The 19,595-nt window shown below is 40.7% G+C and carries 19 protein-coding genes; 8 read left to right on the top strand and 11 right to left on the bottom strand.

Annotated features, from left to right (window positions below; genetic code table 11):
• Positions 1 to 54: 54 nt before the first annotated feature.
• The 3 genes from G6R09_RS06195 to zipA all read right to left on the bottom strand — a co-directional run bounded on the left by G6R09_RS06195 (position 55) and on the right by zipA (position 5,300).
• Positions 55 to 1,161 (bottom strand): porin, encoded by a 1,107-nt coding sequence (locus G6R09_RS06195; RefSeq protein ID WP_163921207.1) that lies wholly within the window; start codon positions 1,159 to 1,161, stop codon positions 55 to 57.
• A 537-nt stretch (positions 1,162 to 1,698) separates the two neighbouring features.
• Positions 1,699 to 3,717, bottom strand: a complete 2,019-nt coding sequence (gene ligA / locus G6R09_RS06190) for an NAD-dependent DNA ligase LigA (RefSeq protein WP_163921204.1) — start codon at positions 3,715 to 3,717, stop codon at positions 1,699 to 1,701.
• A 140-nt stretch (positions 3,718 to 3,857) separates the two neighbouring features.
• Positions 3,858 to 5,300 carry a cell division protein ZipA gene (gene zipA / locus G6R09_RS06185; RefSeq protein WP_163921203.1) on the bottom strand — a complete coding sequence of 481 codons (1,443 nt, stop codon included), beginning with the start codon at positions 5,298 to 5,300 and terminating at the stop codon, positions 3,858 to 3,860.
• Positions 5,301 to 5,650: 350 nt separating this feature from the next.
• Here zipA and cysZ point away from each other — a divergent pair, with 350 nt between their 5' ends.
• The 5 genes from cysZ (at position 5,651) to crr (ending at position 10,566) form a co-directional block, all read left to right on the top strand.
• Positions 5,651 to 6,412, top strand: a complete 762-nt coding sequence (gene cysZ / locus G6R09_RS06180; RefSeq protein ID WP_163921201.1) for a sulfate transporter CysZ — start codon at positions 5,651 to 5,653, stop codon at positions 6,410 to 6,412.
• 248 nt (positions 6,413 to 6,660) lie between these two features.
• Positions 6,661 to 7,629: a cysteine synthase A gene (cysK, locus tag G6R09_RS06175; RefSeq protein WP_065166506.1), complete on the top strand. Its 969-nt coding sequence runs from the start codon at positions 6,661 to 6,663 to the stop codon at positions 7,627 to 7,629.
• Positions 7,630 to 7,950: 321 nt separating this feature from the next.
• The gene (locus G6R09_RS06170) at positions 7,951 to 8,238 is read left to right on the top strand and encodes an HPr family phosphocarrier protein (RefSeq protein ID WP_060999557.1); all 288 of its coding nucleotides are present in this window, start codon (positions 7,951 to 7,953) and stop codon (positions 8,236 to 8,238) included.
• Positions 8,239 to 8,291: 53 nt separating this feature from the next.
• On the top strand, positions 8,292 to 10,016 hold the full coding sequence (gene ptsI / locus G6R09_RS06165) for a phosphoenolpyruvate-protein phosphotransferase PtsI (protein ID WP_065166507.1): 1,725 nt from the start codon (positions 8,292 to 8,294) through the stop codon (positions 10,014 to 10,016).
• Positions 10,017 to 10,056: 40 nt separating this feature from the next.
• Entirely contained in the window at positions 10,057 to 10,566 is a 510-nt protein-coding gene (gene crr / locus G6R09_RS06160; RefSeq protein ID WP_060999553.1) for a PTS glucose transporter subunit IIA, read from the top strand.
• Positions 10,567 to 10,746: 180 nt separating this feature from the next.
• Here crr and G6R09_RS06155 read toward each other — a convergent pair whose 3' ends face one another.
• Both G6R09_RS06155 and G6R09_RS06150 read right to left on the bottom strand, forming a co-directional pair.
• Positions 10,747 to 11,163, bottom strand: coding sequence for a hypothetical protein (locus G6R09_RS06155; RefSeq protein ID WP_065166508.1), 417 nt, complete (start codon positions 11,161 to 11,163; stop codon positions 10,747 to 10,749).
• 19 nt (positions 11,164 to 11,182) lie between these two features.
• Positions 11,183 to 11,629, bottom strand: a complete 447-nt coding sequence (locus tag G6R09_RS06150; protein ID WP_065166509.1) for a DUF2919 domain-containing protein — start codon at positions 11,627 to 11,629, stop codon at positions 11,183 to 11,185.
• A gap of 442 nt (positions 11,630 to 12,071) precedes the next feature.
• On the opposite strand from G6R09_RS06150, the gene G6R09_RS06145 reads away from it, so the two are divergent.
• Positions 12,072 to 12,428, top strand: a complete 357-nt coding sequence (locus tag G6R09_RS06145; protein ID WP_065166510.1) for a DUF2956 domain-containing protein — start codon at positions 12,072 to 12,074, stop codon at positions 12,426 to 12,428.
• Positions 12,429 to 12,439: 11 nt separating this feature from the next.
• The gene (locus G6R09_RS06140; protein ID WP_065166511.1) at positions 12,440 to 12,895 is read left to right on the top strand and encodes a DUF1499 domain-containing protein; all 456 of its coding nucleotides are present in this window, start codon (positions 12,440 to 12,442) and stop codon (positions 12,893 to 12,895) included.
• 90 nt (positions 12,896 to 12,985) lie between these two features.
• Here G6R09_RS06140 and G6R09_RS06135 read toward each other — a convergent pair whose 3' ends face one another.
• The 6 genes from G6R09_RS06135 to napF all read right to left on the bottom strand — a co-directional run bounded on the left by G6R09_RS06135 (position 12,986) and on the right by napF (position 17,594).
• Positions 12,986 to 13,123: a TIGR02808 family protein gene (locus G6R09_RS06135; protein ID WP_065166512.1), complete on the bottom strand. Its 138-nt coding sequence runs from the start codon at positions 13,121 to 13,123 to the stop codon at positions 12,986 to 12,988.
• A gap of 15 nt (positions 13,124 to 13,138) precedes the next feature.
• Positions 13,139 to 13,714, bottom strand: coding sequence for a NapC/NirT family cytochrome c (locus G6R09_RS06130; RefSeq protein ID WP_060999543.1), 576 nt, complete (start codon positions 13,712 to 13,714; stop codon positions 13,139 to 13,141).
• Between the two features lie 29 nt (positions 13,715 to 13,743).
• Positions 13,744 to 14,262, bottom strand: a complete 519-nt coding sequence (locus G6R09_RS06125) for a nitrate reductase cytochrome c-type subunit (protein ID WP_163921200.1) — start codon at positions 14,260 to 14,262, stop codon at positions 13,744 to 13,746.
• A gap of 68 nt (positions 14,263 to 14,330) precedes the next feature.
• The gene (napA, locus tag G6R09_RS06120) at positions 14,331 to 16,817 is read right to left on the bottom strand and encodes a periplasmic nitrate reductase subunit alpha (protein ID WP_065166514.1); all 2,487 of its coding nucleotides are present in this window, start codon (positions 16,815 to 16,817) and stop codon (positions 14,331 to 14,333) included.
• Positions 16,814 to 17,086, bottom strand: a complete 273-nt coding sequence (locus G6R09_RS06115) for a chaperone NapD (protein WP_065166515.1) — start codon at positions 17,084 to 17,086, stop codon at positions 16,814 to 16,816. The genes napA and G6R09_RS06115 overlap by 4 nt, the downstream gene beginning before the upstream one ends.
• Before the next feature lie 25 nt (positions 17,087 to 17,111).
• Positions 17,112 to 17,594: a ferredoxin-type protein NapF gene (gene napF, locus G6R09_RS06110; RefSeq protein ID WP_065166516.1), complete on the bottom strand. Its 483-nt coding sequence runs from the start codon at positions 17,592 to 17,594 to the stop codon at positions 17,112 to 17,114.
• 297 nt (positions 17,595 to 17,891) lie between these two features.
• Here napF and narQ point away from each other — a divergent pair, with 297 nt between their 5' ends.
• Positions 17,892 to 19,592, top strand: coding sequence for a nitrate/nitrite two-component system sensor histidine kinase NarQ (gene narQ, locus G6R09_RS06105; RefSeq protein WP_163921199.1), 1,701 nt, complete (start codon positions 17,892 to 17,894; stop codon positions 19,590 to 19,592).
• The last annotated feature ends 3 nt before the right edge of the window (positions 19,593 to 19,595 follow it).

The following is a 19,595-nucleotide window of genomic DNA, read 5'->3' as shown; positions in this document are numbered from 1 at the left end:
AAAACGAGCATTGAAGTTCAATGCTCGTTCTAAAATATCTAATTTAAGTATAAATTAGAAGTAGTATTCCACACCTAGGTGCACGTTAGTTGCTTTACCTGGTTTAGAATAAACACCGTTGCTATTGGTATCATTATCAGGTAGTGCTTTAGATGCAAAACGATTATGGTCAGAGTAACGAATATCTGCATATAGAATTGCACTTGGTAGTAAGTAACCAATACGGCCAGTTACTGCTAGATCATGCATTTCATCTTCAAAACTCTTCAACGTGTTGCGAGAGTCAAGATCTGGCGTTTCAGCATAAGAAACACCTAATTTGTATAACCAAGTACCACCAGCAATATATTGAGCAGTTGCTGAATAAGCCATCTGGTTCATATCACCATGTTTTTCAGTTTCTGTCATCATGTATTTCGCAGCAGCTGTTAATGTGATATCACCAAGATATAATGCACCACCGACAATTCCGTATGAATTATCTGTCACAATCATACCTGTCACATGATCACCAGCATCATAAGCATTTTCTAAGTTACTACGCGTGTAGTAACCGCCATGAACAGTAAACATATCTGCTGTGTAAGATGTACCAAAAGATAGTGCGACTTGATCTGCATTAGCTTTCATGCCACTAGCTGTTGCTTGGAAATTAAAGCCGCCGAAGTTTGTTGAATCAAAACGAATTGTGTTGTCTGCACGATCTTCATATGCAGCGCCGATATCGTTATTCCAGTCAAATACACCACCAATACCTGGGTTTGAGTGTGGCCAGTCAACGTAGTTATATGCAGCAACTAACTGACGACCAAACTTGATAGAACCAACACCATCAAAATCTAAACCAAGGAATGTGTCACGCGCACCTAAACCACCAGTATTCGTACCATTATTCGCATTACCGCCTTCCATCTGCCAAATAAACGCAGGAGCTAGATTATCAAATTCTACACGGCCACGGAAACCGATACGAGACTCGATATCAGCAGTAACTGTTGAATCACCACCATCTGGATTCGCAATAATAAGACCACCAGCTGCCTGGCCGTACATCTGTACTTTGCCGTCAAGTAGATCGATTGCAGCGTTTGCACCCGTTGAAGCCATTGCCGCAGCTGAAATTGCAGCACATAGTAGCGTACGTTTGAACATGTTTTCCATGGAATAACTCCTAAAAGATATTAGCTGTTTACTTGCCCCTGAAAGGTTGGCCGCCGAAGGTGGCAAGTAAATCTCCTATATGTCAGTCGAATCATTTCAACCGATTCATATTTTTTCGTTTTAAATTGAACTTTTAAGTAACTTCGGTATTAAGACTACTTTCGCAGCGCAAAACATCAATAAGAACTTACTTTTTAATAGTGAAAATATGATTGAGTGCAAACTTTTGGCACTATCGTGATCAATGTCATATGTTTTCACCACCAACAAAAAATTAAAAATATAACTATCAAAAACAAACACTTAAACCAACCATAAACTATTATTGTGAACAGTGTCGTATTTCTAACATAGTGCTATTAGCAGTTTCATAAATAGTAAACTATGGATGTCAACCACAAATATTTTTCATTACCACCATTAAATAAACACTAAAAATTAAGTTTCTTCACACTAGCAACTCGCTAATATTGATGAAATAACGACCAAAAAAAAGCCTCACTTGTGTGAGGCTTCAATCTAAAATCGAATTATTTGTTAGCTGTTATTGATCAAATCAACCAACTGCTGTTCATCCCAAATTTCAATATTCAGCTCTTGGGCTTTGGTTAACTTTGAACCTGCGGCTTCACCCGCAACGAGTAAATCGGTTTTCTTTGATACGCTACCGGTTACTTTAGCACCAAGTGCTTGTAATGCCGCTTTTGCATCACCACGGGTCAATTGGGATAGCGACCCCGTAAGCACCACTACTTTGCCTTCTAACGGCAATTCAACTCCTGCTTGAGGCTTCTCAATCGCAGGCCAATGAATACCTTGCGCCAATAAATCATCAATAACTGCAGTATTATGTGGTTCACGGAAGAAATTGAACAAATGTGCAGCTACCACCTCACCAACATCTGGCACTTTAATTAATTGTTCTTTAGATGCCTGACTGATTGCTTCTAAAGTTTCAAAATAATTGGCCACATTCGCTGCTGTTGCTTCGCCGACTTCACGAATGCCTAATGAATAGATAAATCGTGCTAACGTGGTTTGCTTCGACGCAGATAAAGCGTCTACTAATTTTTGCGCAGACTTAGGCCCCATGCGCTCTAATACCGTTACCTCGCCAGCACTGAACTTAAATAAATCAGCGGGCGTCATCACCATTTCACGATCAACTAATTGCTCAATGACTTTTTCACCACAGCCATCAACATCTAACGCTTTACGTGAAACAAAATGCTTTAGTGCTTCTTTACGTTGTGCTTGGCAGAATAAGCCACCAGAACAACGCGCAACAGCTTCACCTTCAACTCGCTCAACTTTAGACTGGCACACTGGACACTCAGTCGGAAATACAATCGCAGTCGCGTTAACAGGACGGCGAGATTCAACCACTGCTGCAATTTGAGGAATTACATCACCTGCGCGGCGAATAATAACGGTATCACCAATCATTACCCCTAAACGTGACACTTCATCAGCATTATGCAACGTCGCATTACTAACGGTAACTCCGCCCACAAATACTGGCTCCAGTTTAGCAACCGGCGTGATTGCGCCTGTGCGTCCAACCTGAAATTCAACATTGTTTAAAATGGTCATTTCTTCTTGAGCTGGAAACTTATAGGCAATTGCCCAGCGTGGTGCTCGAGCAACAAAACCAAGCTGTAATTGTAGATCCAGTTGATCAACCTTGATCACCACACCGTCAATTTCATAGCCCAACGATTGGCGTTTTGCACCGATCATTTGATGATACTCAATTACCGACTCAATACTATCAACACAACGGATCTCAGGGCACATAGGTAAGCCCCATGCCTTTAACTGACATAAACGTTGATATTGGGTATCTGCTAACTCTCGCCCCTCTACCACACCAACCGCATAGGCATAGAAGCTTAATGGACGGGTCGCAGTAATTTTAGGATCGAGTTGTCGCAAACTACCAGCAGCAGCATTACGTGGATTAGCAAAGGTTTTAAGGCCTTTTTTCAACGCTTTAGCATTAAGCTCATCAAAGCCTTTTTTAGGCATGAACACTTCACCGCGCACTTCTAATCGCTGCGGCCAATCATCGCCACGTAAACGTAGTGGAATTGCACCAATAGTACGCACGTTATGGGTGATATTTTCTCCCGTCGCACCATCGCCTCGAGTTGCAGCTTGAACCAGTACTCCATTCTCATACATTAAGCTAACAGCTAAACCATCCAATTTGGGCTCACAGCAATAGCTGATGCTGCTGTTGTCGCGCAATCGATCTTGAAGTCGCTTTTGAAAGTCACGTAAATCATCATCATTAAATGCATTACCTAATGACAACATCGCAATCTCATGGGTAACTTGGGTAAACCCTTCAAGCGCTGCTCCGCCCACACGCTGGCTTGGTGAGTCATTAGTGATCCACTCTGGATGCTTAGCTTCAATCGTCAATAATTGTTGCATTAGACGATCATATTCAGCATCTGGTATCTCAGGGTTATCTTCAACGTAATAACGATGGCCATGATAATCAAGTTGTTGTTTTAAGCTGGCAAGTTGTTGCTGAGGGTCGGTGTTCATTTCAATTCCTATCTGAAGAAAATGTTGATTAATGACTCTGATAACAAGACTTCAAATCATTAGAGCGATGACTATAGATACAATAAAATTCAGGCCCCCGAAGGAGCCTGAATTTTAAACAATAATAATAATCTATTGGATTAACATTGATTATATTTTACTGATTTTTCTCGGTATGCAGCAATACGATTAGGGGTGATCATAACCCGATCTTGGTCCATCACATCAGCATTAAGTTGATCGGCAATTTGCTGTGCTGTTTGAAGCATCATATTAAAGTTACTTGATGCTTTTCCATGACAAGGCAACATTAAGAAAAATCCAATACCTGGGGTTTCAAAATGCTGGTAATTGGTTTCAGGAAACGTACCAGGATTAAGCAAGTTGGTTACAGAGAAGATAACAGGTTCAGTTCCCGCTAAATCTGCATGGCGATGAAACACTGAGTTTTCACCAAAAATCAGACCATTACGCTCTAAGCATGCAAACAATGATGGGCCGCGTAATACTTTACCTTTACGAGCATGCACACACAAAGATAAATAGCTTGGAGGCAAAGGTTCGGGCTCAGGTAATATATCTGGCTCAACAATATCCTCAATTTCAGGCTCTGGCGTAATTTCAGGCTTAGGTGCTTTATCAGCAACAGTTTCTGTTGCAACACGCTCAACAGCGCGATCTTGCGGCTTGTTCTCTTCTTCAACGACAGGTGTAAAAATAGGCGCTGGCGTTGTGATAGCTTCAGCAGCAACAGTCGGTTGAGCAGCAACGCTTGGTTGAGCAGCAACGCTTGGTTGAGCAGCAACGCTTGGTTGAGCAGCAACGGTCGGTTGAGCAGCAACGGTCGGTTGAGCAGCAACAGTTGGTTGAGCGGCAACGGTCGGTTGAGCGGCAACGGTCGGTTGAGTAGCAACGGTCGGTTGAGTAGCAACGGTCGGTTGAGCAGCAACGCTTGGTTGAGCGGCAACGGTCGGTTGAGCGGCAACGGTCGGTTGAGCGGCAACGGTAGGTTGAGCAGCAACGGTCGGTTGAGCCGCAACGGTTGGTTGAGCCGCAACGGTTGGTTGAGCAGCAACGGTTGGTTGAGCAGCAACGGTTGGTTGAACGGCAACAGTTGGTTGAGCAGCAACGGTTGGTTGAGCCGCAACGGTTGGTTGAACCGCAACGGTTGGTTGAGCGGTAGAACCAATATTCATCTGTGGCTCAATACGCTCATGTGTCGCCACTTTGGCTGATGCATTAGCCGTTTGAGGCGCAGTTTCACCTAATAATGGATCATACTGAGGACGCTCACCAAAACTAAAACCAGGCTCTTTACGTTTAGGAGCTGGCTGAGTGTCGTTAACCTCAGCTTGAGTTGGTTTGGTTGGTGTCACTTCCGGTGCACTATTCACAACGCGAACGTCACTAACACTCTCTTGAGCAACATCTTGACTCTCAAGATTTGCTTCATCTATTTTACTTAGTGGCTTCTCACCAAATTTAGCTGGTTTTTCTTTTCTACTTGTCCATAGACCATGAAAAAGAAGCGCAGCAATTGCCAACGCACCAACAATAATAAGAACCAGACGCAATTCCTGCATATGAATACTCTAAATTAACTCGTTATCCCTTTACGGGGTTAATAATAGAAAAAAATCTACTAGGAAACTTAGTATCTAGTTAGAATTTCTCACCGAATGACTTACTGTACCAAAACTCACTTGACAATGAGAACATGAATATCGAGATTCCATCAAGATAGTGTAAGCTTAGTAATTTTTGTACAAATTTAAATCATTTTTGTATTGTTACTCATCATTTTTATTTATCGTCAACGTAGTGACAACAATTTTATGAATTGATTCCATCCTACCTCGGCAATTAAAATCTATAAAGAAATCTAAACAGATGAACAGTAAAACGCTAAAAAATGCTTGTTCAGGAGAAAGAAATGCCACAACAGCATAATACATCCCCAGCAACCAGTGGTGCTGGTTATTTTTTTCAAGGCCTACAGCTTGCCTTCCAGCCAGGCACGCGCCGCTTTGTTCTTATTCCACTAGTGATAAATATGGTGTTGCTTGGTAGCGCTTTTGCAACATTATTGACTCACCTTAGTGGTTGGATTGACAATTGGTTGAGCTATTTACCTAGCTGGCTAGAGTGGTTGTCCTATATTTTATGGCCATTATTAGCGGTTGCGGCTTTAGTCTCGTTTTCATATTTCTTTAGTACTATTGCTAATTGGATAGCAGCCCCGTTTAATGGTTTATTAGCCGAATATCTTGAAGCTAAACTCACAGGGCAAACACCACCGGATGATAGCTTTAAAGCCTTGATAACCGATTTACCTCGCACCATGGGACGTGAATGGACCAAGCTCAAGTATTATCTACCTAAAGCGATTGGATTACTGATTTTAATGTGGATTCCAGCTATCGGCCAAACGGTTGCTCCAATATTATGGTTCTTATTCAATGCTTGGATGATGACGATTCAATATGTTGACTATCCATTTGATAACCATAAAGTACCGTTTCCCGAAATGAGAGATGCGCTAAAACAAAAGCGAGGTCAGGCACTCAGTTTTGGTGCGGTGGTGATGCTATTAACTATGGTGCCGATTGTTAATTTATTTGTGATGCCAATTGCCGTTTGTGGCGCAACAGCAATGTGGGTTGATCATTATCGTAGCCAATTTAAGCGCTACTGATCATAAGATAACCGCTTATTTTAAGGCCAATGGTATTTATGCTGTTGGTCTTTTTTTATTTTTCCTCATAAAAAAGTGCTATTTAAATCGCATATTGTCGCAACAAAATACAAACAATTAATTAATAACAGTAGCAACTATCACATAATAACAATAAGATATAACAATTAATTACTTTGCAAATATTGAGACAGGTATATGCTTAATCTATTCAACATTGAGTCTAATTTGTCACGAAGGAACGAAGTATGAGCAAAATATATGAAGATAACTCTCTCACTATTGGTAACACACCGCTGGTACGTCTTAATCGTGTCAGCAATGGCAAGGTGATTGCAAAAATTGAAGCACGTAACCCTAGCTTTAGTGTTAAATGCCGTATCGGCGCCAATATGGTATGGGAAGCAGAGAAAAATGGTCTTCTAAAAGAAGGGGTTGAACTTGTAGAGCCAACCAGTGGTAATACTGGTGTCGCCCTTGCTTTTGTTGCTGCTGCTCGTGGCTATAAATTAACATTAACGATGCCAGAAAGTATGAGCCTTGAGCGCCGTAAATTATTAAAAGCACTTGGCGCAAATCTAGTGTTAACTGAAGCAGCTAAAGGCATGAAAGGCGCAATTGATAAAGCAGAAGAGATCGTTAACTCAAATCCAAGTAAATATCTCCTGTTACAACAATTTAATAATCCAGCCAACCCTGCTATCCATGAAAAAACAACTGGCCCTGAAATCTGGGATGCCACTGATGGCGAGATTGACGTATTTGTCTCAGGTGTTGGCACCGGTGGTACCATTACCGGTGTGAGTCGCTATATTAAACAACAACAAGGTAAAGCCATTACTGTTGTTGCCGTTGAGCCTGCAGAATCGCCAGTGATCACTCAAACAGTAAATGGCGATACCGTTCAACCAGCACCACATAAAATTCAAGGTATCGGCGCTGGCTTTATTCCTGGTAACCTTGATTTAGCCCTTATCGATGAAATTGAACAAGTCAGTTCTGATGATGCCATTGAAATGGCACGTCGCTTAATGGATGAAGAAGGTATTCTGGCGGGTATTTCATCAGGCGCTGCTGTGGTTGCAGCAAATAATATTGCTTCTCGACCAGAGTTTGCCGATAAAAATATTGTTGTTATTTTACCCAGCTCCGGTGAGCGTTACCTCTCAACAGCACTTTTTGCAGGTATTTTTACAGAAAAAGAAACCCAACAGTGATCACACTTTGTGATGCTTTATAGGTATATCCTGACTCAAAAAGGCCCTTTGTGGGCTTTTTTGTTGCATTTTATTCTCAGCTTTACTATAAAGCTGATGCGCTTTATTTTTAGCATCAAAATAAAAGGACAACTATTAGTCAATTTTGATTAATTCAAAAAAAAGTTTCTCATAAAACTTTGATATGGATTAAAGCTAAGACAACATATTATTAGGTAGTTTATACTGCTTGAACAATATGCTGAGATTTATAATCGCATAGGTTATAGCTCATTAAAGCAAACTATTAATATAACGACTATATCTAAATCGGGGTGAAATATGTATCAGAAGCAAGTTGAAATCACAGCACCAAACGGCCTACACACTCGTCCAGCAGCACAATTCGTTAAAGACGCAAAATCATTTGATGCTGATATCACAGTAACTTCAAATGGTAAAAGCGCAAGTGCTAAAAGCCTATTTAAGCTTCAAACGCTTGGCCTAGTTAAAGGTGCTGTTATTACTATCGCCGCTGAAGGTGCACAAGCTCAAGAAGCTGTTGATAAGCTAGTAACTCTTACAGAGCTACATGACGGTGCTGATATCGCAATGTTCCGCGAAATCTAAGCAAAGTTTGTATACAAACGAGTTCCAGTTTTTAGTTAATTAAAGGTAAGGCTATGATTTCAGGTATCCTGGCATCTCCTGGTATTGCTTTCGGTAAAGCATTGCTATTGCAAGAAGAAGAGATTGTTCTAAACAAAACTCCAATCGCTGCAGACCAGATCGATAACGAAATTCAACGTTTCTTCGACGCTCGAAAAAAATCTGCAGAGCAACTTGAAGTTATCAAAGAAAAAGCACGTGTCACCTTTGGTGAAGAGAAAGAAGCCATCTTTGAAGGCCACATCATGTTGCTTGAAGATGAGGAGCTAGAAGAAGAAATTATAGCCCTTATTAAAGATAAGCATTCTGCTGATTATGCTATTTATTCGATCATTGAAGAGCAAGCACAAACGCTTGAATCTCTTGATGATGAATACTTAAAAGAACGTGCAAGTGATATCCGCGATATCGGTAGCCGTTTTGTTAAGAATGCATTAGGTATTAACGTTATTAATTTAAGTGCTATTGATGAGCAAGTGATTTTGGTCGCTAATGACCTAACACCATCAGAGACTGCACAAATTAACCTAGAGTTCGTTCTTGGCTTTATTACTGATATCGGTGGTCGTACTTCGCACACCTCTATCATGGCACGTTCGCTAGAGATTCCTGCTATTGTGGGAACAAATACTATTACATCTCAAGTTAAGAACGGCGATATGCTCGTTCTAGATGCAATCAATAACCAGATTGTTATCAATCCAACTGAAGATGAACTAAACAAATTTAAAGCTATCCGTGATGCTGATAAAGCAGAGCAAGAAGAATTAGCTAAGCTAAAAGATCTTCCTGCTATCACACTTGATGGTAAACAAGTTGAAGTATGCGGCAACATCGGTACAGTAAAAGACTGTAACGGCGTTAACCGTAATGGCGGTGAAGGCGTTGGTCTATACCGTACTGAATTCTTGTTTATGGACCGTGATTCTCTGCCTACAGAAGAAGAACAGTACCAAGCATACAAAGAAGTTGCTGAAGCAATGCATGGCGAGCCAGTGATTATCCGTACTATGGATATCGGTGGTGATAAAGATCTACCTTATTTAGATCTTCCTAAGGAAATGAACCCATTCTTGGGTTGGCGTGCAATTCGCATTAGCCTAGATCGTCGTGAAATTCTTCGTGACCAATTCCGTGCTATCTTACGTGCATCAGCTCACGGTAAAGTTCGTATCATGTTCCCGATGATTATTTCGGTTGAAGAAGTACGTACATTAAAAGCAGCAATTGAAGAGTTTAAGGTTGAATTAACAGCAGAAGGCTTGGCATTTGACGCTAACATCGAAATCGGTGTTATGGTTGAAACACCAGCAGCTGCAGCAATTGCGCACCATTTAGCGAAAGAAGTTTCTTTCTTTAGTATTGGTACCAACGATTTAACCCAGTATACTCTAGCAGTTGACCGTGGTAATGAGCTTATTTCTCATCTCTACAACCCGCTATCACCAGCTGTACTTACTGTGATCAAGCAAGTTATCGATGCTTCTCACGCTGAAGGTAAGTGGACTGGTATGTGTGGCGAGCTTGCTGGTGACGAACGTGCTACCCTACTGCTATTAGGTATGGGTCTTGACGAGTTCAGCATGAGTGCGATTTCTATCCCTCGCGTTAAGAAAGTTATCCGTAATGCTAACTTTGCTGACGTAAAAGCAATGGCAGAGTACGCATTAACTCTTCCGACTGCTGCTGAGATTGAAGAGCACGTAGAAAAATTCATCGCAGAAAAGACCATCTGCTAATAATATAGCAGATAGAATAACAACGCTTAGGAGCAACGATATGGGTCTGTTTGACAAATTAAAGAAAATGGTTTCTGACGACAGCAGCGAAGCTGGTGTAATTGAAATTATTGCACCTCTTTCTGGTGAAATCGTTAACATCGAAGATGTGCCTGATGTAGTATTTGCTGAAAAAATCGTTGGTGATGGTATTGCTATCAAACCAACTGGCAACAAAATGGTTGCACCAGTAAACGGTACTATCGGTAAGATTTTCGAAACTAACCACGCTTTCTCTATTGAGTCTGACGATGGCATCGAGCTTTTTGTTCACTTCGGTATCGATACTGTTGAACTTAAAGGCGAAGGTTTTACTCGCATCGCTGAAGAAGGCCAAACTGTTAAAGTTGGCGACACTATCATCGAATTCGATCTTGCAATCCTAGAAGAGAAAGCTAAGTCTACACTGACGCCAGTTGTTATCTCTAACATGGATGAGATCAAAGAGTTGATCAAGCTATCTGGTGCTGTAAACGTTGGTGAAACACCAGTACTACGCATCAAGAAATAAGATTGTTGATATCTTAATAAAAAACGCAGCTTTTATAGCTGCGTTTTTTTATGGCTATAGAATCTGGATTGTTATTTTAAAACGCTCTCATAGCGGCACAGACGCTTTAATATACCAATAAAAAACGCGACCATAAAATAGTCGCGCTTCTTCAGCATAATCTTAATCAATCATCAGAGTTTATGCGGTCATCACTTCAACTTGTAATTTGACGTGTTCACAACTTGACTCACCAGATTCAAATAGCATTGGCATATTTAATCCTGTTGATAATGTTTGAGCTAAAATAGTGCGCCAACCACCATCATCTAATCGCTCTTGTACTTGCAATGCAATACTGACGCTATCAGCAGAAACATCTAACAATTGTGCACTGCCTACGACTTCACGGTATGAGTGATGGTTATCTTGACTCAATCCTTCAAAGAAAATAGTTTCTTCGCCTGGTAATAATGATAACGATGTATTAACCATTTGACGCAAACGGCAGGCACTGTGCATTTCAAAACTAACATCAAGTAACCAATCAGCCATCGCTAGTGGGCTCAATAATGTGCTGAGAAATAATTGTCCTTTACCCATAGATAACTTTTCCATTACGACTACCTCTAAAAAGCTAATCTGCAAATACATCTTTTACTCGTGAACTTCGAATTAAATACAATCCAAGCCAAACGGTTAATAACAAGGTTAATGCGCGTACCCAAGAAAACGCACCTTGATTCAACACGAGGTGATATATTTGCAAAGCAAAATCGATACTGTAAGCAGCTATTAATAATTTTTTTCCATGCTGCCACAGATAATGTATAACTTTATTGTTGCTACTGCGCTGACCTGATAACCACATTAATACTAAAGCAGGGCTTCCTAACACCATGCCGATATACAATGTGTCGCGCAGCGGATAAATCAATTCAAGTAGTTGTCCCCCTTGAGTTCGACTTACTCCCGCCATCACAAAAATTACCCATGCTTTCGCATTAAAAATCAGCGCTAGCCATAACATGTTATTTAATTTTAGTTGCCCATGTTCATCGTAGGCATTGATAGGATAAAGCAAACAACTTTCCTCACACTTGTTCAACTCAACACGCATCAATATCGATAACATCAGCACATTACGGCTTAGTTTCGACTCTAATCGATCAACGTATAATAAGTACTATTTAAGGGTTGTTTTTGTGGAACACCGCACTTTTCATTTATTTATATTGCCTAGCAAGTCACGTTTTTTGATCTAAAACCAACAACTAGTGGTTATTTATTAACCAACCGTCACTACAAAAATAGCCTCTAAATTCTTTCTAATCATAAAGTTACAATATGAATATGGTATTAACACCATATTCATCTAAAACTGGAATTTTCATACAGAAAAGCTTAAATATATAAATATCGACACATATGCCAACAATCACACATATAACAGTACTACTGCTAAGATTAACTAATCAGATATAATCATCATCCCTTATCATTTATAAGTAAGGTCAATACTAAGCATGACGACCATAAAAAAGCACACAACACCTTCTGCAGAAACACAAATAGAAGCATTACGAGTCGCGAAAGCAACCCAAAAAGAAGGCCAAACTAAAGAACAAACAAAACTGATTGCACAAGGTATTCAAAAAGGTATTGAACAATATAAAAAACAACAAAAAGCCAAAGCACGCGAGCGTGATAAATTAAAAAAGAAACATGCCCAATCTAAAAATACATCACCAGAGATAGCAGCAACGACTACGGCTAATGCGAATCCGAATATCATCTATAAGCAACATTGGCTACCATGGACAATCACCATTGCTTCTTGGATTGGCTTTGGTCTTTATTTCGTTTACACCCGCACACTATGATGAGAGTGAATATGAAGATTGTTGGCTTTATTAGTGTATTAAGTGGCCTAATCAGTGGCTGTGCTGACCCTCAATCAGTACCGTGGCAGCGTCAAATTGATACGCCTTGCGATAATAAATCCCATTGTGTATCAACGCTTGAACAACGCGAAAAATACCAGCTAGCCCCTTTTATGTTGACACCTAAAGGTATACAAAGCTGGAGTGAAATTATTGCGCTAGCACAAACCCTACCTGGCGCAAAACTTATTGAACATGATGACCATTATTTTCATATTGAAGTTCAAAGTGCAGTGTTTGGATTCATTGATGATTTTGAAGTCAAACAACAAGCCCAACAACTACAGGTAAGATCAATTTCTCGCAGTGGTTATTCTGATTTTGGCGTTAATCGTAAACGGGCTCAGCAATTTAGAACGTTATTGATCGATCAGCAATTAATACATGATACAACCACCAGCGACTGATTGCTGACGCCATGAACAAACTAAAAAGCCATGCCTACTTGAGTATTCACTCAAGTAACCATGGCTTAACGATCATATTGTGATAACTATTTAATCAAGGGTTTTATCTTTACCTAATGATAATAGCCCGACACACACAGCAGCAACGGCGATAAAGCCTGATAAAATAATCATTGGCATCGCAGCATAACCCAGTACATGCCAAATAACAGATTCTAGCGTACTCATTATTTCTCCTTTGGTTTATTGCCACCCTGCCACATCTTTCATGTCAGGTAACTTATGGGCAATCCCCTTATGACAATCAACACAGGTTTTATCACCTGATGCTAGTGCGGTTGAGTGCTGCTTTGCACTCCGCGGAGCTTGCTCAGAAAAATCCATATAATTGAACTGATGGCAATTACGGCATTCTTGAGAATCATTATTTTTCATTCGCTGCCACTCGCGCTCAGCAAGATGCCCACGACGAGCATTGAATTTTTCAGGGGTATCAATAGTGCCCATCATATGTGCAACAATTTCTTTTGATGCCTGCACCTTGCGCACAATTTTATCAGTCCAATTATGCGGCACATGACAATCTGAACAAATCGCTCGAACTCCAGAACGGTTTGAAAAGTGAATTGTTTCTTGAATCTCTTTAACGATTGGCGCATGACAGCCTGCACAGAATTCTTCAGAGTTAGTCTTTTCCATCACGGTATTAAATCCGCCCCAGAATAATAACCCCCCCATAAATCCCATAAACAGCACTAAACCAACCGCAACTTTACTGGGTGTTTTTAGCCGTAGCCAAAATGTTTTTAACAACTTCATAGATAAACCCTTTTACTATTCAGTCACAATTAACGTAATGCGTTTACGCGTTTAAAATCATTTTCAACCAGTGGCTTAGCATCCGCTTGAGGTACATGACACTGCAAGCAAAAATAGCGACTTGGTGAGACATCTGACAACACTTGCCCCTGCTGTGGTGAGACATAATGAGTCACACTGATTTTAGTGGCGTCCATTTGTTTAGCATTTTTCCAGCTATGGCAGGCTAAACATTTATTGGCATTTAACGACACTTCATAATGACGAATGCTATGAGGGATCAATGGTGGCTGATACACATAGTCACTATCAATAAGACCTTGATCTTTAGGGTAGTGTTTCATTGGATCTGCTGGGCGTGTTGTCTCTAACTCAACCATGCCGCGTAACGACTCAACGCCGCCGATACCACCAGGGTTATCGAGTTTAGCTGCCACTGCAATATTTGCGGCGGTTGTGGTTGCTGCAGCCGAATCACTATCATCACTATGCGCGATACCTGTAAGCATCAGCCCTGCGACTAATACTGCAAAAAATAATCGTTTCATGCTGTTCTCCGTTACTAGGCATATTCTAGTTACAGCGAACGACTGTCTACGTTCGCTGAATTGATTGATTAGATCTTGGTGATCTTAATTGGGCACTTTTTGAAATCTGTCTGTTTCGACAATGGATCTGTTGCATCCAAAATCAATTTATTGACGAGAATATTTGCATCAAAAAACGGCACGAAAACCAATCCAACCGGAGGGCGATTTCGACCACGCGTTTCCACTCGACAACGTACTTCTCCACGACGAGAAGCAAGTAACACTTCATCACCACGACGAAGGTTGCGGGCTTTAGCATCTTGAGGGTTGATATAACACCACGCATCAGGTACCGCTTTATATAACTCAGGTACACGGCGAGTCATAGTGCCAGTATGCCAATGCTCTAACACGCGCCCAGTACACAGCCACATATCATAATCTTGATCTGGCACTTCTGGCGGCGCTTCATAAGGCGCTGAAATAATAAGTGCCTTACCGTCAGGCTTGCCATAAAAATCCCAACCCGAACCTTTTTTAGCATACGGATCAGACCCTTCCTTAAACCGCCACTGGGTTTCTTTGCCATCAACAACTGGCCAACGTAAACCACGCACTTTATGGTAAGTATCATAAGGTGCTAAATCATGCCCATGACCACGGCCAAAACTGGCATACTCTTCAAACAGCCCTTTTTGAACGTAATAACCTTGCGCTTGTGCATCATCATTTAATGGCTGGGCTTCGGTTAATGGGTATTTATCAACCTGAGCATTACGGAACAAAATGTCATACATGGTTTTGCCACGGTATTGCGGCATTTTATTAAGCAGTGCCTCATCCCAGATTTCTTCAACCTTAAACCGCTTAGAGAACTCCATGATCTGCCATAAGTCTGATTTAGCTTCACCCGGTGCTTTAACTTGCTGATACCAAGCTTGAGTACGACGCTCAGCATTGCCGTAAGCGCCTTCTTTTTCAACCCACATTGCAGTAGGTAGAATCAAATCAGATGCTTGCGCCGTTACTGTTGGATAAGGATCTGAACACACAATGAAATTGTCAGGGTTACGGTAACCAGGCAGACGCTCCTCATTAATATTTGGACCCGCCTGCATATTGTTGTTACACATCACCCAGTAAGCATTCAATTTACCGTCATTTAGCATTCGATCTTGCTGCACCGCGTGATAACCCGGTTTAGGTGGAATAGTACCTTCAGGCAATTTCCAAATTTTTTCAGCAATGGCGCGATGTTTAGGATTAGCGACCAATAAATCAGCCGGTAAACGGTGAGCAAAGGTACCCACTTCACGCGCAGTACCACATGCCGATGGCTGGCCTGTTAATGAAAACGGACTATTGCCTGGTGTCGATATTTTACCGGTTAATAAATGTAGGTTATAAACCAAACTTTGCATCCATACACCACGAGTATGTTGGTTCATACCCATGGTCCACAATGACATTACCTTCAGCTTAGGATCGGCATAATATTTGGCTAACTGCTCCAGCTTTTCAGGCTCAACACCTGACATTTGGGAGGCTTTTTCAAGAGTATAATCAGCCACTGACGCTTTATATTCTTCAAACGTCATTGGGAATAACTCACCCGAGTTAGGGTTAGCTGCTTGTTTTTGTAATGGATTATCATCACGTAAACCGTAACCAATATCGGTTTGAGCACGTTTAAAATGGGTATGTTTATTAACAAAATCCCAATTAACCGCATCATTTTCAATAATGTAGTTAGCAATATAGTTAGCAATCGCTAAATCAGTTTGAGGGTGAAAAATCATACCGTTATCAGCGAGCTCAAACGAACGATGCTCATAGGTCGAGAGTACGTTAACTTTAACGTGAGGATGACTCAAACGGCGATCAGTTAAGCGCGTCCATAATACTGGATGCATTTCTGCCATGTTTGAACCCCACAGCACAAACACATCAGCATGTTCCAGATCGTCATAACATCCCATCGGTTCATCAATACCAAAAGTACGAATAAACCCAACTACCGCCGAGGCCATACAATGGCGAGCATTAGGATCGATGTTATTAGAACGAAAACCCGCTTTCATCATCTTAGATGCAGCATAGCCTTCCATCACCGTCCATTGACCCGAACCAAACATGCCCACACCAGATGGACCTTGTTTTTTCAGCGCCGCTTTCCACTTTTCAGCCATTACATCAAAGGCCTGATCCCATGAAACCGGCGTAAACTCACCATCTTTATGATATTGACCATTCTTCATCCGTAATAACGGCGTTTGTAAACGATCTTTGCCGTACATTATTTTCGATAAAAAATAGCCTTTAATACAGTTAAGGCCTTTATTTACCGGAGCTTGCGGATCGCCTTGAGTTGCAACCACCCGTCCATTTTTAGTACCAACTAAAACTGAACAGCCAGTGCCACAAAAACGACACGGTGCTTTATCCCATTTAATTTTGGTTTCATCAGAACTCACAATTAAATTCGTTGCAGATGCAGGTAAAGAAATACCCGCCACTGCAGCAGCAGACGCTGCAGCATTTGCTTTCACAAATGCTCTTCTTGTCATTTTCATAGCTTACCCTCAGCGTGTGAATCGTAGTGCTCAATATGGTGATAGACCAAAAAAGTGATCAACACATGGTCTAAATTATTAATTTTGTCAATTGTATCAGTTACATAGCCTTGGTTCTCTGTCTCAAGTACTACGATAATTTTACCTTCTTCACTTGTCGCAGGAATTTCAGTATTTGGTATTGCTAAAATTTGTTGGCTAATCGCTGTCAGATATTGTGGCTTAACGTGAACGATAAGGCTTGAGGTATGCACTTCATGTAATGTCATGTTTACTCTCTATTATTTTAAACTTTTAAGGCGTTATCATTTCTATCGCAGCTACTGGACAGCCACTGATACATCCACCACAGCCACTACAATCAGCGCTGTTTATCATAGGCTGTGCAACCTTTCCTATTTGCAAAGTAAAGCGAATAGCTTGAGTTTCACATTGATCGCTGCAACTACGACATTCAATATTATTAACTGCCATGCAAGATGAATTTATTGTCGCAATCTGCGTCCATGGTGATTGATGTTGTAATTCAAACAACGGTTCGGGGCATACCTCTGCACATTGATAACAAAAACTGCATTCCCCCTCACCATGATGAAAATCTATAACTGGAAACCCGCCATCACCTTTAACAATAATATTGGTTTGACAACCATCAACACATGCATTGCAGCGCTGACACTGTTCTATAAAGGTGTTCTCATCCTTTAACCAAGGTAAACGTTGCTGTTGAGACGACTGTTGGCGAGTAAATAAACTTCGACGAGAACGATTAATCACAACCTTCACCTCATAGTTAACTGTGAGAGGTGAACCGCATCACCATTCACTTTCTATTCATTATCTTTTACGTTATTTTTAAATATCGTCATAACCACGAACATACCCCTTAGGGGGTAATTACCCCTACACCTTGTGCTAGATCAATAAAAATAACGATAAAATAACTATTATTTGACGATTTTGTCGCATACTCCGACAGATAAAAGATAAAACGTCTTAATGTCCGTCTAGCAATCAATAACAGCAACGTTTTACTATTAACAAATCTTCATATAAATAGGCCATCTATCATTCATGCACCAACATAAAGTAAATTCTGTCACCACCACTATTGGCCGTTCGATGGTGGCCATTCTATTTTTAGTCTCAACCACTATCAGCTTAGCGTTGTGTATGTTGGTTTCGAGCTTAAACGATGCTGCCGCCATAAATACAGCAGGATCATTACGAATGCAGAGTTATCGACTGGCATTTGATATCGAAACTCAATCACCATTGCTTAGTACTCATACCGTGGAGTTTGAACAATCGTTAACATCACCAACCATGCAAGCATTGCACCACTGGTATGTTCCTCAGAAAATACAGGATCATTACACTGAGTTACTTCTCACTTGGAGAGCAGTGCGTTCACAGTTAGATCAAATGGATAAAGATGGCTATTTAACTCAAGTCGCTCCTTTTGTTGAGCGTATCGATCAATTTGTATTTGAGTTACAACAATCATCTGAAAATAAATTGCACCTGTTAGCTTTAATCAGTGCGATAGGATTATTACTTATCTTAATGGTGGTGTTATTTACGATTCAATTTACTCAGCGTCAAATAGTCACACCGCTCAATCAATTAATGGCAGGATGTAAAAAAATAAAGCAGCATCAATTTTCATTAATAATCAATAATAACAGTGATAATGAATTGGGTATTCTGGCGCGAACATTTACTCAAATGGCCGCAGATCTAAATAACTTCTATACAGATTTAGAACAGAGCGTTAATGAAAAAACCCACCGTTTACGCCATGCTAATGAGTCATTGAAAGTGTTATATAACTGCTCACAACAGCTATCAGTAAGCCGCCTAACCCACCAGCATTTTCAACATATGCTCGAAACGTTAATTGCCATTGATGGTTTAACCGCAGCGAAACTTATTATTGTAGAGCCGAATGACACCACCACCGAAATTACGGTTGGTAACCACCAGTCAACAGCTTGGCATCAGCAATCATTACTCATTGATGGCGAAATCATGGGTCAACTATGGTGGCAATACCAACTCCCTTGCCCTGATCTTGCTTTGATTGAAAATATCGCCAATATTATAAGTCGCGGGATTTATTACAATCGCGCGCAAAAGCAAACCGAACAATTACTGTTAATGGAAGAGCGTGCCACCATTGCCCGTGAACTGCATGATTCACTGGCTCAATCATTATCATATTTAAAAATTCAATTGACGCTCTTAAAGCGGCAACTGAACCTCACCCCTGATGCCAATGAGCACCAGAGGCAAACAGTACAAACGATTGATGAAGAGCTATCTAATGCTTATACCCAATTACGTGAATTATTAAGTACGTTTAGATTAACCATCAAAGAAGCCAATTTTAATGAAGCACTTAATCAATTATTGGCACCATTACAACAACAGACATCTGCACAATTTGAAGTTGATAACCAATTACCATCAATGGCTTTGATTGCTCATAATCAAGTGCATTTATTGCAGATTATTCGCGAAGCCATACTCAATGCGATCAAGCATGCCAATGCGAGTCATATTAGTGTTAGTTGTCATCAACAGCAGCAGATGATTAACGTTGAAATAACCGATGATGGAATAGGGTTTGATCCTTCGCAATCAAAACTCAATCACTATGGCTTAAATATCATGCAAGAACGGGCTTCATGTTTAAAAGGACAATTAATCATTGATTCCCAAATTGGCAAAGGTAGCCAAGTTAAACTGCAATTTGCATTATCAGAAGGATAAAAA

Source organism: Photobacterium sp. Alg240-V54, from assembly GCF_900537155.1.
In the GTDB taxonomy this organism is placed as follows: Bacteria; Pseudomonadota; Gammaproteobacteria; order Enterobacterales; family Vibrionaceae; genus Photobacterium.
The sequence above is the reverse complement of the archived record's forward strand: the minus strand, read 5'-3'. Positions and strand labels throughout refer to the sequence as shown.